Here is a 13,033-nt window from a genome sequence, read left to right as displayed (position 1 = left end):
CCTGGAAGGCGCCGCGAGCCATGGAAACACGCGCTGCGGCGCCCCGCCGGCTGATTGTCGCGATCACCGGCGCGACGGGCGCCGTTTACGGCGTTCGTCTGCTGCAGACGCTGCGCAAGCTCGGCGGCGTTGAAAGCCATCTGCTGATCTCCAGCGCCGGGTGGCTCAACATTCAGCATGAGTTGAAGCTGGGCAAGCAAGACGTCCATCCGCTCGCCGATGTAGTCCATTCGGTGCGCGACGTCGGCGCGAGCATCGCGTCCGGCTCTTTCGCGACCGACGGCATGATCGTCGCGCCGTGTTCGATGAAAACGCTCGCGAGCGTCGCTCACGGTCTATCCGACAATCTGATCACCCGCGCCGCCGACGTCACCCTCAAAGAGCGCCGCCGGCTCGTGCTGCTGGTGCGCGAAACGCCGTTCAATCTCGCGCATTTGCGCAATATGACGGCGGTCACCGAAATGGGCGGCGTGATTTTTCCGCCCTTGCCTGCTTTCTACAACCAACCCGCCACCATCGACGAGATGGTCGATCACACTGTTTCCCGCGTGCTCGATCTGTTCGCGCTCGGGCCCGCCTTGTCGCCTGCGTGGGCGGGACTGCGCGGCGCTGACGAGTAATTCCTGGCCGGCCTTCGCGTGCGGGCATGCGGCGGGCACCTTTTCACGATTCCAGACACGCTTGCCTCGAATGACGGCCCGCAGCGCTTGCGGTCGATCATTACCAACCGCTGGAAGATAATCAAATCCGGTTTGAGCCGTTTATCAAACAGCGGTGCGGCTCTATATTGGTAGTAACCGAACTTTCGAGCGCGCCTCCCGGCGCCCTGCTGCCATGAACCGCTTACCGTCGCTTTTTCTTTCCCACGGCGCGCCGACGTTGCCGATCGACCCGTCGCTGCCGTCCGCTGAATTCGGCGTGCTCAGCTCGCAATTGGCGCGGCCTGAGGCCGTGTTGATGCTGTCAGCCCATTGGGGCACGGCGCAGCCGGTCGCAAGCACATCGACAGAACCTGAAACCATCCACGACTTTTACGGTTTTCCGCGCCAGCTGTATGAGATTCAGTATCCGGCGCCGGGCGCGCCCAATCTCGCGCGACGTGCCGCAGTTTTGCTCGGCGATAGCGGCATTCACGCCGACGTACAGCCGCACGGACTCGATCACGGCGCATGGGTGCCGATGTTGCTGATGTTCCCCGAAGCCGACGTGCCCGTCGCCCAGTTGTCGATCCAGCCGCACCTGGACGCCGAACATCACTTTCGCGTCGGCCGCGCGCTGCGCTCGCTCAGGCAGCAAGGCGTGATGGTGATCGGCTCCGGACAGATCACGCACAATCTGCGCGCCGCAGATTTCTCCGCGCGACCCGAAGATGCAGATCCGCGCGTCGCCGAGTTCACCGACTGGTTCGAAGCGAGGCTCGCCGCGCATGACATCGACGCTTTGCTCGACTACCGCCGTCAGGCGCCGCACGCCGTGTTGATGCATCCGACCGACGAGCACCTCCTGCCGGTGTTCGCAGCGCTCGGCGCGGCCGACGACGATTATTCGCTGACGATTCAATCGCTCGGCACGTATCAGCGTTCGCTTGCCATGACGAACTACGTGTTTGGAACAGCCTGAGCAGCGACATGGCCGCACGCGCCGCAAGCGCAGACCAGGCAAACCGCTGCAAAACGAAAAACCCCGCCTGAGCAGAACTCAGGCGGGGTTTTTTACGTCATGCAGGACCTTGAACGGCCCGGGCAGCGTCTTAATGCGCGCCGATTCCCTCGAGCACTTCGTCGTGCGTCTGACGCTCTTCCAGATACTCCGAGCGGTAGCCGCTGTGCACGCCCCAGTAATAGAACACGAGCGAGAATGCAATCACGACCAGCATGTCCCAGCCGTACGGCAGGATGCCGTGGCCGCCGAACTCCTTGCTGCCGATCAGCGACAGAATCGCCATTATCGGCAGATAGGCGACCAGCCACCATGCCGCCTTCAGATCGCGGCCCCAGCCGGCAAAACCGGACTTCGCCTGGAAGTAGAAGTACACGGGCAGCGCGACAACCATCAACAGGATGATCTCGCCCGTCAGCGGCCATTTGGCCCAATAGAGAATCAGCGATGCGCACACGAACGCGAACGGTGCGATCACCTGCATGCCCGGGATATGCAGCGGGCGCTCGAGGTCGGTCGCCGCGCGGCGCAGCGCCATCAGGCTGATCGGGCCTGTCAGGTACGAAATCACGGTCGCAACGGAAATCACCGCCGCGAGCGAACTCCAGCCGCGGAAGAAGAACAGGAAGATGAACGAGACCAGCAGGTTGAACCACATCGCCGGCCGCGGCACGCCGTAGAACGGATGCACGTTGCCGAAGATCTTCGGCATGGTGTTGTTGCGCTCCATCGCGTAGATCATGCGCGTGGTGGTCGCCATGTAGGTCGTGCCGGTGCCGCTCGGGCTGACGAACGCGTCGACGTACAGCAGAATGGCCAGCCAGTTCAGATTCAGCGCGATCGCCAGTTCCGCGAACGGCGAAGCGAAGTTGAAGTGGCTCCAGCCCTTCATTACGTCGGCGGGGCTCACCGCGCCGATGTACGCGACCTGCAGCAGCACGTAGATCACGAGCGCGAGCAGAATCGAGCCGATCACCGCAAACGGCACGCTCTTGGCCGGATTGCGCGCTTCACCGGCAAGGTTGATCGGGCTCTGGAAACCGTTGAACGCGAACACGATGCCGCTCGTCGCAACCGCGGTCAGCACAGCCGACCAGCCATACGGCGCGAACGTGCTGGTTTCGCCGAAGTTTTCCTTGTGAAAGCCGGTCAGCATGAGGCCGAGAATCGTCGCGCCCGGAATCAGGAACTTGAAGATCGTGATCGCCGAGTTGGCGCGCGCGAAGAGTTTCACGCCCCAGTAGTTCAGCAGGAAGTAAATGATCACGAGGGCCGCCGAGAGCAGCAGCCCGTTCGTAGTTAATGAGCCGTCGACGAATAACGCGTGCGCCCACTCGTACGGCCACGTGCTCATGTATTGAATGGATGCCTCGGCTTCGATCGGAATCACCGAAACAATGGCGATCCAGTTGGCCCATGCACTAATGAAACCGACCAGCGCGCCGTGCGAATACCGGGCGTAACGCACCATCCCGCCGGACTCCGGAAACATGGCGCCGAGTTCGGCGTAGGTCAGTGCAATAGCCAGAATTACGACAGCGCCGATAATCCACGCGCAGATCGATGCCGGGCCCGCGATTTTCGCGGCTTTCCAGGCGCCGAACAGCCAGCCGGAGCCGATGATCGAACCCAGGCCGGTCAGCATGAGTGCGAACGGCCCGATGTTCCGTTGTATAGAACTTTTCACGTCTTCTCCTGTTTCAGAACCATGTCGGCACCCTACGACCGGCGCTCGTGGCGCTGAAAACGGGTGACACGCATGTATGCGCGGCGGTTATCCATAGGTGCAACCGGCGCGGGCGCGTAGTTTAACGGTTGCACCCGGAGCCTGCAGTGAAACTCAGGGTTCTCCCTAGCAAAAAAGACGCCCGTCCAGCAAGGTTTGTAAGCAACTTTTCATTGCGCTATCGCGAATTTTTGTAAAGTTGCCGCCCGAGTGTTGACCTTCTCTCGAAATCGCCGTATAACGTTCGGGCAGGATTTCAAGCGGCGAGTGAATTGGTCTTTCGTAGTTCGCCCATCAACGGTACTCCGGTTGGTCCCATTACCCCCTTCCTTGATTTTCATGCACCCATTGGGCTTCGGCCTTATTTACCATCTTTAGGAACAAGTAATATGGAAACCGGTACCGTCAAGTGGTTCAATGACGCAAAGGGCTTCGGCTTTATCACGCCTGACGGCGGCGGCGAAGATCTGTTCGCGCATTTCTCGGAAATCCGCACGGAAGGCTTCAAGACGCTGCAAGAGAACCAAAAGGTCACGTTTGAAGTGAAGACGGGCCCGAAGGGCAAGCAAGCTGCGAACATCAAGCCGGTGTAAGCGCTACGCTGCTTCCTTCTGGACGCAAAAAACCCCGCCAAGGCGGGGTTTTTTTATATCAGTCTCCATTGCAAGCGGTGATTATCTTCGCAGTATGCGAGCGGTGATTTCCGGTTATCCGAACACGCGTTGCGCGTGAATACCGAGTCCCGTTGCGACACTCGCAAGACGATCGCCGAATACTGCTTCTGCATCCGGAAAAGCCTGCGCCAATGCGCCGGATAGAAACGCGAGCCCCGTCGAGCCGCCCGTGAAGTAAATCGCGCTTACGTCGCGGATCGAAACACCGGCCGCCTGCACCGTGTCGCGCGCAGCCGCCACGATGCGGCGTGTTTCTTCCTGACCCGCTTCGATAAGCTGAGCTTCGTCGAATGCAAGACGCAGATCGTCCTCCACTTCGTCGAGGTCGATCACGGTTTCGCCGCCCGCCGCGACGCCAATCTTCGCTTCTTCCGCGTGCGCCGCGAGCGCATGCCCAAGGCGCCGCTCCACCACGCGCATCAAGCGGTCATGGTGCTTGACCTCGGTGAACAGGTGCCGCATGAGCCCCAGCTCGCTGACGCGCTTCGGCGCATATACGGTGTTGATCAGATGCCAGGTCGCCAGATCGAAATAGACGCGGTTTGGAATCTCGCGGCCTTCCGGATCGAGCGTCTGATAGCCGAGTTCGCGCAGAATGGTCGTTAATTCGACGCGGCGGTCGAAGTCCGTGCCCGCGACGTGCACACCGTGGTGAGCAAGCACGTCGTCCTTACGCTCCACCCGCTTCATCCGCTCGGGGCCGACGCGCACCAGCGAAAAGTCCGATGTACCGCCGCCGATGTCGGCCACCAGCACCAGCCCTTCTCGCGTGAGACGCGATTCGTAGTCGAATGCGGCGGCGATCGGCTCAAACTGAAAGTGAATGTCCCGCAAACCGACCGCGCGCGCCGCCGCTTCGAGCTGCTTTTGCGCCATCTGATCGGCGCGCGGATCGTCGTCGACGAAGAACACCGGGCGCCCCAGCACCGCGCGATCGATCGGCGCCCCGGCGCTTTTTTCCGCGGAGCGCTTCAGATGGTCGAGGAAAATCGCAATCACATCGGTGTACTTGATCGCGGAGCCGTCGCCGAGATCGGTCGAGTTGTCGGCAAGCGGCGAGCCCAGAATGCTTTTCATCGAGCGCATCAGCCGGCCGTCGAAACCGTCGATGTACGCCGCAAGCGCCGCGCGCCCGAATTCGCGCGTGTCCTCGTCGGTATTGAAGAAAACGGACGTGGGCAGCGTCGTGTAGGCGCCTTCGACCGGCGCGAGCCTCAGCGCAGCGCCGTCGGGAACGGCTACGGCCGAATTGGAAGTACCGAAGTCAATCGCGCAATAGTTCATGGCAGGAATCGCCGCTAACGGCTGGCGCGGACAGGAAGGGGGAGCGGCTTTGTATCACGAAAGCCGGATCAGCATCAACTTGCCAATAGAAGCGCAAGCGGGCCGTTGCGGAATACAAATTGCTGCCTCCTGCTGCCTGAGTGCCCGATTCGGCGCTGACTCAACCTGATCTACCGGCAAAGTGTCGCCGCAAAATATCGCCATCAAGGAGACCATCAGCAATGAGCGCGCCGCCTGTCGCCGATGCCGAGCGCAAAACAACAGCGACCATCGAAACCGATTTGCCGTCGCGGCTCGACCGACTGCCCTGGGGGCGTTTTCACACGCTGATCGTCCTGGCGCTAGGGGTGACATGGCTGCTCGACGGACTCGAAGTGACACTAGCCGGGGCGGTCGCGAGCGCGCTGAAGGCGAGCCCGGCGCTGCGTTTCACCAATGCGGACGTGGGCCTCGCCGGCAGCGCTTACATCGCCGGCGCCGTTCTTGGCGCGCTCGGGTTTGGCTGGCTCACGGACCGGCTGGGCCGTCGAAAACTGTTTTTCATTACGCTGGGGCTGTATCTCGCCGCGACCGCTGCGACCGCGGTTTCGTGGAATCTCGCCAGTTTCCTGCTGTTCCGTTTTTTGACGGGCGCGGGCATTGGCGGCGAATACACCGCAATCAATTCGACGATCCAGGAATTCACGCCGCCTCGCGTGCGCGGCTGGGTCGATCTGGCGATCAACGGCACCTTCTGGGTCGGCGCCGGGCTCGGCGCGGCGGGCTCGCTAATTCTGCTCGACCCTCACGTGGTGCCCGGTGACTGGGGCTGGCGTGCGTGCTTTTTCATCGGCGCGGCGCTCGCGCTGATCGTGCTGCCAATGCGTATCTGGGTGCCGGAAAGCCCGCGCTGGCTGCTCACCCACGGCAACGAGCGCGACGCGCACGCTATCGTCGACGGAATCGAAACGCGCTTTCGTAACGAAGGCCACACGCTTTCCACGCATGGCCTCGCGCGTCTGCGCCTGCGCGCGCGCGGACACACGCCGCTGCGCGAAGTGTTCCACACGTTGTTCAATCTGCACCGGCGGCGAGCGCTGGTCGGCCTGTCGCTGATGACCGCGCAGGCGTTTTTCTACAACGCGATCTTTTTCACCTATGCGCTGGTGCTGACGGATTTCTACGGCGTGCCGGGCGACCACATCGGCTGGTATTTGCTGCCTTTTGCGCTCGGGAATTTTCTCGGACCGTTGCTTCTTGGCCGGCTCTTCGACGTGATCGGGCGGCGCAAGATGATCGCGTCGACCTACGCTATTTCGGCGATTCTGCTGACAGTCAGCGGCTACCTTTTCGAGCAACACATGCTGACGGTCGTCACCCAGACGATCGCGTGGATGGTGATTTTCTTTTTCGCGTCCGCCGCGGCAAGTTCAGCCTATCTGACAGTCAGTGAATCATTTCCGCTGGAGATCCGCGCGCTCGCGATTGCCGTGTTCTATGCGTTCGGCACGGCGCTCGGCGGGATCGCCGGGCCGGCCTTCTTCGGACGGTTGATCGACACGCATCAACGCAGCGAAGTCTTTTCGGGCTACCTGGTCGGGTCGGCGCTGATGCTCGCGGCGGCCGTGATCGCGGCAGTGTGGGGCGTGGACGCGGAGCGCAAATCTCTCGAACATGTGGCGGCGCCGCTTTCGAGCGTAACCGACGACGCGCCGTAGACACGTCGACGCAAAAACGCGCGGTCTGCGCCGCGCGTTCCTGTAAAACGGTTGAAGCTGACAGACCCGCTCAGAACGCCTTCTTCCAGCCGCCGCCGTAGGCGATTTCCGCCAACGGCAGACGCTGCCGCACCGACTTTTCGCGTTCGCGCAAAACCGGATCAAGCTTCTCGACATCGCCGAAATGGCCCAACGAGATGAAGGCGATCGGTTCAACGTCGTTCGGCAGGTCAAAAGCCTTGCGGAATGCGTTCGGGTCGAAGCCGCTCATCTGATGCGCGGCGAGGCCGAGCGCGTGCGCCTGCAACACCAGAGCCATGGCGGCCGCGCCTGCGTCGTACTGAGCACAGCGGTTCACCTCGCCCTTGCTCGTGCGCGTGAGTGTGGTAACGGCGATCAGCACGGGCGCGGGCGCGTTCCAGGCCTGGTTGAACGGCACGAGGGTGGCGAACGCCTGCTTGAACGCGACTTCGTCGACGCTGCGATCGAACACAAGAAAACGCCACGGTTGAGCGTTATACGACGAAGGTGCCCAGCGTGCCGCTTCCAGCACAGCGTGCAGATTCTCGCGGCTCACCGGCTCGCTCGAATACGCGCGCGGGCTCCAGCGACCGGCAATCAGCTCGTGAATGGCAACTGCGGAAGGGGCGGGTTTGTGGGCCATGCGCTTCTCTCGGTAGAAATTCATGATCGCGGGCGGCTGCCCGAAGGTCACATAGCATAACCGGGGTTCGGCGCGCGCGCTGCATGAAGCGAGCGGATAGATTTTCCGTAGCGTGGAAAGGCGCGGGCGCTGCCGCGTCTTTCCGTGTAACCGGTCTAGGCCGCCTGCGGCTGCGGCGCCTTGGCGGGACGATTGATACGCAACACGATGACGGCGGCCACGAGGCACAGACCGCCGGAAATCATCGACGCCACGGTGTACGTACCGAGGCTCGCGCGCAGCATGCCCGCGCCGAGCGCCGCGAACGCCGCCCCGAGTTGATGCCCGGCGACGACCCAGCCAAACACCACGGGAGCCGCCTCCTTGCCGTAGACGTCAGTCGCGAGACGCACGGTCGGCGGGACGGTCGCAATCCAGTCGAGCCCGTAAAACACAGCGAAGAGCGGCAATCCGAAAAAGTCGATGCCAAAAGCGTGCGGCAGATACATGAGCGACAAGCCGCGCAGACCGTAGTACCAGAACAGCAGCACGCGGCTATTGAAGCGGTCGGAGAGCCAGCCGGAGAGCGTCGTGCCGAACAGATCGAAAATGCCCATCGCGGCAAGCAGCGACGCGCCCTGCACTTCCGACATGCCGTAGTCGCCGCACATCGCAATCAGGTGCGTGCCGACGTAGCCGTTCGTGCTCGCCCCGCAAATGAAAAAGCTGAAGAACAGCAGCCAGAAATCGCGTGTTTTGCTCGCCATGGCGAGTGTGCCGAAGGCGATCGCAAGCGGATTCTGTTTTGTCGCCGTCGCGCTCACCGGCGCGTCGTGCGGCTCGCCATAAGGGCGCAGCGCGACGTCGGACGGCCGCTCCGGCAGCAGGAACGCAACCAGCGGCAGCACGATCGCCGCAACCGCCGCGACGACCCACACCACCTGGCGCCAGCCGTAGTGCTCGACGATGGCCGCGAGCATCGGCAGGAACACGAGTTGGCCGGTCGCGGAACTGGCGGTCAGAATCCCCATGACGAGTCCGCGATGCGTGGTGAACCAGCGTGTCACGACCGTCGCCGACAACGACAGCGCTGCCACGCCCGTCGAACCGCCAACCATCACGCCCCAGATGAGGATCATCTGCCAAGGGTGCGTCATGAGTGACGACAAAGCGACGCCCGCCGCCATGGTGCCGAGCGCAATCAGCAGCGTGGGGCGCACGCCGAAACGCTGCATCGCCGCCGCCGCAAACGGCCCCATTAGCCCGTATAGCGCGATGTTGACCGAGATTGCCAGCGAAATCGTGCCGCGGCTCCAGCCAAACTGATGCTCGAGCGGAACCATCATCACGCTCGGTGTTGCGCGCGTGCCCGCCGCCGCCAGAAGCACCAGAAACACCACGGCCACCGTCAACCAGCCGTAGTGAAAACGCCTGCCTATCAGTCTCGCTGCCCAGTTCATCGGCTCTCCTGTCGGCGTCGTCAGACTCGCCGCGCCGTTCGCATTGTTACGGTTTCGGTAAGGGACTTGTGACAGATCAGTCACAATGGTGTTGCGATGTTAGTTACCGGTCGGTAACATGTCAAGGCGTCAATTGAATTCGGGAGCACCCATGTCTGACAGCGAAAGCTCCAAGCGAGGCTCTACGGCGGGAAATCCGGCTTCGTCCCGCTCGCGGCGAGCACGCGGTGGCCACACAACTGGGCCGGAGGCGCAACAGCATCTGCTCCGCGCGGCGGATGAACTGTTTTACCGTGAAGGCGTGCGCGCGGTCGGCGTCGATGCGGTCGTCGAGCGCGCCGGCGTGAACAAGATGAGTCTGTATCGCCAGTTCTCGTCGAAAGACGATCTGGTGATGGCATATTTGGAGCGCAAAGACGCTCAGTTCTTCGGCTACGTCGAGACGAGCTTCGCGAAACACTCCGGAGACCCCGCAAAGCAGCTGCAGCAATATTTCGACGATCTCGCCGCGCGGGCGTCGGCGGAAGGCTATCGCGGCTGTCCGTTCGTGAACGTCGCGGTGGAGTTCCCCGATACCGTGCATCCTGCACGGCAATTCGTGTTCCGGAACAAGGAGCGGTTGCTGGCACGCCTGACGGAGTTAGCAACCGCCGCCGGCGCCGACGATCCTGAGATGCTCGCCAGCTCCCTGGCTTTGCTGATCGAGGGCGTGTATGCGGCGAGTCAGACCTACCGTGCTGGATCGAGTCCGGTGCTCGCCGCGCCGAAAGCCGCCGCGCAGCTTATTGCCGCCGCGTGTGGCGTGAAAACGGGGCGTTAGTCGGCCGCGGGTTGGTTCGACTTGGGGTTTGGCCTTTATATGGCTTGGGTCTGGCCCGGCTTCGGCTCTTTCGCGGCTTCGTTCTGCCGTTTCGTTCTGCCGTTTGCTCTCCCGCTTCGTTCCGCAGCGTTGCCCGACGCAGTCGCGCACTGGCGTGGCGCACGCACCGTTAAAATGGCTCTTTGCCGTCTTTTCCCTTTTCGCAGCCTGCCATGACGTTGTCCTCCGAATCGCACGACGCTGTCGTTGCCGCCACCCGTCACTGGCTGACGGAAGCCGTAATCGGACTCAATCTGTGTCCGTTCGCAAAGGCCGTCCATGTGAAGGGACAAATCCGCTACGCGGTTAGCGCCGCGACCGGTCTGGAAGGTGTGCTAGCCGACCTCGAAACCGAACTCAACGGTCTCGCCGCCAGCGACCCCGCCGCGGTGGATACCACGCTGTTGATCGTGCCTCAGGCGCTAGAAGATTTTCTGCAATATAACGATGCGTTGTTCTTCGCAGAAAGAATGCTGAAGCAGCTTCGCCTGACTGGCATTATCCAGATTGCCAGCTTTCACCCGGCTTATCAGTTTGAAGGCACCGAGCCCGACGATATCGAGAATTACACCAACCGCGCGCCCTATCCGATTTTTCATCTACTCAGAGAAGAGAGTATTGAACGCGCAGTTCAGGCATTTCCCGATCCGGAAGCCATTTATGAGCGCAATCAGGAAACGCTTCGGCGAATCGGGCTCGTCGGCTGGAATAAATTAATGAAAACGTGATTCAAGCAGGAACGAAGAATCGCTCTTTCAATTCCTCGATACCGAGCGTCTGCATGACCTCGTTGAGCCGCTCCGCCGGGCGTCGCCGCGGCAGGTCCTTGAATTGGGCGATGATCAGCTCGTTTTTCATCGAATGTTCCCATCCGACCAGTTCGGTTACGCTGACCTGATAACCGTGCGCTTCCAACTGAAGACAGCGCAGCACATTCGTAATCTGGCTGCCGAATTCCCGCGTATGTAATGGATGCCGCCAGATTTCCGTCAACGCACTGGCGAGCGATTTACTTTTATTCTGACGCAAAACGCCCGCCACCTCAGCCTGGCAGCACGGCACGACCACGATATATTTTGCGTTCTTTTCGAGGGCGAATCGAATCGCGTCGTCCGTTGCGGTATTGCAGGCATGCAGTGCGGTAACGATATCGATGCGCGACGGCAAGCGGTCGGACGTAATAGATTCCGCTACCGACAAATTCACGAACGACATACCCTTGAAGCCGAGGCGCGCCGCCAGCTCCTCCGACCGCGCGACAAGCTCCTGGCGCGTTTCGATGCCGTAAATGTGCGACGCCCCACCTGCGGCATCCTGAAATTCCTTGAAGAACAGGTCATACAGGATAAAACCTAGATATGACTTGCCCGCGCCGTGATCGACAAGGGTGATTGCCCCCTGCTGGTCCTTCAGATCCTTGAGGAGCGGCTCGATGAACTGGAACAGATGGTAGACCTGCTTGAGCTTGCGGCGGCTGTCCTGGTTCATCTTGCCGTCGCGCGTCAGGATGTGGAGCTCCTTGAGCAATTCGATGGACTGGTTCGGTCGGATTTCGTGGGTTTTGCTGGACATCGTGGGGGACCGGCGTCAATTGCGACGCGAACGTGCGTCAGGTGACGGAAAAAGGAAGAAGTTGCTGCCAGTTTACCCAAACCGCGGCCCGCTCACCGAAGAGCCGCGAAAAACCTGCAGGAAGTGCACCAATCTTGGAACACTTCCTGCTAACAAAGGCACGACGCGGGACATTTACGCACGGCGCAGAAACCGATTCGCGCCGCCCGAGTCCCAAGAACGTAAGCCGTGGTGCCTATAACAATAAGCTGTCGGTCGTGGTAACGGACACACGATCTTATGCAAGTGGGGAGGGCGGCCCAGTGACATGGGCCGAACGTTACGTCACCGGCAGCGCGCCGCGATCTCAACTGAACGTGCGCCCGGATAATAGAAGAGGCAGCAATGGATACGGTACCCAACGGAAACGTCGAACAGAAGTTCCAGGAAATGATGGCGAAGCTCACTGCCATGCCCGCCTGGTCGGAAAAGCAGCAGCTCGAACTCGAGATGGCCCGCGACATCTCCACCGAAATGCTGCGTCTCGCGGAAGTCATGCGGGACGGGAGCGTCGACATGGAAACGTGTCTGACATTGCTCAAATACGCGAAAGTGCTCGACTTCGTGATGACGACGCTTGCTTCACGGCGCGATATCAAGCCGCAAACGCTGCGGGTCATCTTCAAGCTTGCGGGCCTCAAGGTAGACGAGGCTTATCCGAGCTAAGGTCCGGCGAGGAATCGCGGACATATCGAACCCACACGGCGACTCGCGCGAACGGCCATTTGCCGCTCGCCTCCCCTGCGAGTCACCGCGGTGGCTCCTTCTTCCAGAACACTCGATTCATGCGCGCGGCGCTTCCACCGGCGGCGTGCCTTCGTGGAAGAGCGACTTCAATTGCTGGCGCAGTTCGGGCGAGTCGTCGTGTTTGTGCACGCTGACGGCATGTTGCACGGCTGCGTTGAGCAGCTCGTCTTCGTTATCCGCCGACAGGGCGACCGTGCAGTTCGTTTCGCTCGGGAACTCGCGGCAGTCGATGTATTTGCGGGTCATGGCAGTCTCCTTGATCGATATGTATGACCATCCACGCTGGCACAAGGCTCAAACCGAAGCGCACCGCTCCCGATGCCACGGCACGCGGCGCCCGGACAGCACGGTCGCTTGTATTGACGCGGGAATGACGCGGGGAATGACACGAACGCGCCCAATGGAAGGTGTCCAAAAATTATAGTTGGCGATGCTGAATAACAAAGCCGTGGAGCGGACGAGCCCGGGGGCAAGCGCGCCTGAATGTAGCGTTCTGACGCCCCGTTGGCGACAGGTGCGTTTGCTCCGCGCTGGATGCGGTGTGAAAATAGCGGGCCTTGTGGGGTGTTGGGGGTTGAGCGCTTTTTTCGGGCTGCTGGCTGCGGACGTTGGGCGTTTGGGCGTTTGGGCGTTTGGGCGTTTGGGCGTTTGGGCGTTTGGGCGTTTGGGCGTT

13 protein-coding genes are annotated in these 13,033 nt (G+C 61.4%); 7 read left to right on the top strand and 6 right to left on the bottom strand.

What is annotated here, in order from left to right; genetic code table 11:
• Nucleotides 1-20 precede the first annotated feature (20 nt).
• Nucleotides 21-620 (top strand): UbiX family flavin prenyltransferase, encoded by a 600-nt coding sequence (locus H281_RS0129230; protein ID WP_020070675.1) that lies wholly within the window; start codon nt 21-23, stop codon nt 618-620.
• Between the two features lie 214 nt (nt 621-834).
• Nucleotides 835-1,620 (top strand): DODA-type extradiol aromatic ring-opening family dioxygenase, encoded by a 786-nt coding sequence (locus H281_RS0129225; protein WP_020070674.1) that lies wholly within the window; start codon nt 835-837, stop codon nt 1,618-1,620.
• Between the two features lie 130 nt (nt 1,621-1,750).
• Here H281_RS0129225 and H281_RS0129220 read toward each other — a convergent pair whose 3' ends face one another.
• Nucleotides 1,751-3,346, bottom strand: coding sequence for an APC family permease (locus H281_RS0129220; RefSeq protein WP_020070673.1), 1,596 nt, complete (start codon nt 3,344-3,346; stop codon nt 1,751-1,753).
• A gap of 428 nt (nt 3,347-3,774) precedes the next feature.
• On the opposite strand from H281_RS0129220, the gene H281_RS0129215 reads away from it, so the two are divergent.
• A complete protein-coding gene (locus H281_RS0129215; RefSeq protein WP_007180251.1) occupies nt 3,775-3,978 on the top strand; it encodes a cold-shock protein in 204 nt (67 codons plus the stop codon).
• A 114-nt stretch (nt 3,979-4,092) separates the two neighbouring features.
• Here the strand turns inward: H281_RS0129215 and H281_RS0129210 are convergent, their stop codons facing one another.
• Nucleotides 4,093-5,343 (bottom strand): Hsp70 family protein, encoded by a 1,251-nt coding sequence (locus H281_RS0129210; protein ID WP_020070672.1) that lies wholly within the window; start codon nt 5,341-5,343, stop codon nt 4,093-4,095.
• A gap of 221 nt (nt 5,344-5,564) precedes the next feature.
• Between H281_RS0129210 and H281_RS0129205 the strand changes: the two genes are divergently transcribed.
• Nucleotides 5,565-7,040 (top strand): MFS transporter, encoded by a 1,476-nt coding sequence (locus H281_RS0129205; RefSeq protein ID WP_020070671.1) that lies wholly within the window; start codon nt 5,565-5,567, stop codon nt 7,038-7,040.
• Between the two features lie 70 nt (nt 7,041-7,110).
• Here the strand turns inward: H281_RS0129205 and H281_RS0129200 are convergent, their stop codons facing one another.
• Both H281_RS0129200 and H281_RS0129195 read right to left on the bottom strand, forming a co-directional pair.
• Nucleotides 7,111-7,704, bottom strand: coding sequence for a nitroreductase family protein (locus H281_RS0129200; protein ID WP_020070670.1), 594 nt, complete (start codon nt 7,702-7,704; stop codon nt 7,111-7,113).
• A gap of 155 nt (nt 7,705-7,859) precedes the next feature.
• Nucleotides 7,860-9,143, bottom strand: coding sequence for an MFS transporter (locus H281_RS0129195; protein WP_020070669.1), 1,284 nt, complete (start codon nt 9,141-9,143; stop codon nt 7,860-7,862).
• 151 nt (nt 9,144-9,294) lie between these two features.
• On the opposite strand from H281_RS0129195, the gene H281_RS0129190 reads away from it, so the two are divergent.
• Nucleotides 9,295-9,963, top strand: a complete 669-nt coding sequence (locus H281_RS0129190; protein WP_020070668.1) for a TetR/AcrR family transcriptional regulator — start codon at nt 9,295-9,297, stop codon at nt 9,961-9,963.
• Between the two features lie 212 nt (nt 9,964-10,175).
• Nucleotides 10,176-10,730: a DUF1415 domain-containing protein gene (locus tag H281_RS0129185; RefSeq protein WP_020070667.1), complete on the top strand. Its 555-nt coding sequence runs from the start codon at nt 10,176-10,178 to the stop codon at nt 10,728-10,730.
• A 1-nt stretch (nt 10,731) separates the two neighbouring features.
• Here the strand turns inward: H281_RS0129185 and H281_RS0129180 are convergent, their stop codons facing one another.
• Nucleotides 10,732-11,574 carry a class I SAM-dependent methyltransferase gene (locus H281_RS0129180; RefSeq protein ID WP_020070666.1) on the bottom strand — a complete coding sequence of 281 codons (843 nt, stop codon included), beginning with the start codon at nt 11,572-11,574 and terminating at the stop codon, nt 10,732-10,734.
• 384 nt (nt 11,575-11,958) lie between these two features.
• Here H281_RS0129180 and H281_RS0129175 point away from each other — a divergent pair, with 384 nt between their 5' ends.
• Nucleotides 11,959-12,279 carry a type II toxin-antitoxin system HicA family toxin gene (locus tag H281_RS0129175; RefSeq protein ID WP_013589753.1) on the top strand — a complete coding sequence of 107 codons (321 nt, stop codon included), beginning with the start codon at nt 11,959-11,961 and terminating at the stop codon, nt 12,277-12,279.
• A 117-nt stretch (nt 12,280-12,396) separates the two neighbouring features.
• Here H281_RS0129175 and H281_RS0129170 read toward each other — a convergent pair whose 3' ends face one another.
• A complete protein-coding gene (locus H281_RS0129170) occupies nt 12,397-12,606 on the bottom strand; it encodes a DUF1059 domain-containing protein (protein ID WP_020070665.1) in 210 nt (69 codons plus the stop codon).
• Nucleotides 12,607-13,033: the final 427 nt, after the last annotated feature.

Origin of the sequence: Paraburkholderia caledonica (genome assembly GCF_000383275.1) — a bacterium.
GTDB lineage: Bacteria > Pseudomonadota > Gammaproteobacteria > Burkholderiales > Burkholderiaceae > Paraburkholderia > Paraburkholderia caledonica.
Note: the sequence above shows the minus strand (reverse complement) of the source record. Positions and strands in the feature narration are given on the sequence as shown.

What these genes read in the sequence shown, in the direction of transcription:
- H281_RS0129230 (WP_020070675.1), top strand. Translation starts at nt 21, where the DNA reads ATGGAAACACGCGCTGCGGCGCCCCGCCGGCTGATTGTCGCGATCACC.
- H281_RS0129225 (WP_020070674.1), top strand. Translation starts at nt 835, where the DNA reads ATGAACCGCTTACCGTCGCTTTTTCTTTCCCACGGCGCGCCGACGTTG.
- H281_RS0129215 (WP_007180251.1), top strand. Translation starts at nt 3,775, where the DNA reads ATGGAAACCGGTACCGTCAAGTGGTTCAATGACGCAAAGGGCTTCGGC.
- H281_RS0129210 (WP_020070672.1), bottom strand. Translation starts at nt 5,343, where the DNA reads ATGAACTATTGCGCGATTGACTTCGGTACTTCCAATTCGGCCGTAGCC.
- H281_RS0129205 (WP_020070671.1), top strand. Translation starts at nt 5,565, where the DNA reads ATGAGCGCGCCGCCTGTCGCCGATGCCGAGCGCAAAACAACAGCGACC.
- H281_RS0129200 (WP_020070670.1), bottom strand. Translation starts at nt 7,704, where the DNA reads ATGGCCCACAAACCCGCCCCTTCCGCAGTTGCCATTCACGAGCTGATT.
- H281_RS0129195 (WP_020070669.1), bottom strand. Translation starts at nt 9,143, where the DNA reads ATGAACTGGGCAGCGAGACTGATAGGCAGGCGTTTTCACTACGGCTGG.
- H281_RS0129190 (WP_020070668.1), top strand. Translation starts at nt 9,295, where the DNA reads ATGTCTGACAGCGAAAGCTCCAAGCGAGGCTCTACGGCGGGAAATCCG.
- H281_RS0129185 (WP_020070667.1), top strand. Translation starts at nt 10,176, where the DNA reads ATGACGTTGTCCTCCGAATCGCACGACGCTGTCGTTGCCGCCACCCGT.
- H281_RS0129180 (WP_020070666.1), bottom strand. Translation starts at nt 11,574, where the DNA reads ATGTCCAGCAAAACCCACGAAATCCGACCGAACCAGTCCATCGAATTG.
- H281_RS0129175 (WP_013589753.1), top strand. Translation starts at nt 11,959, where the DNA reads ATGGATACGGTACCCAACGGAAACGTCGAACAGAAGTTCCAGGAAATG.
- H281_RS0129170 (WP_020070665.1), bottom strand. Translation starts at nt 12,606, where the DNA reads ATGACCCGCAAATACATCGACTGCCGCGAGTTCCCGAGCGAAACGAAC.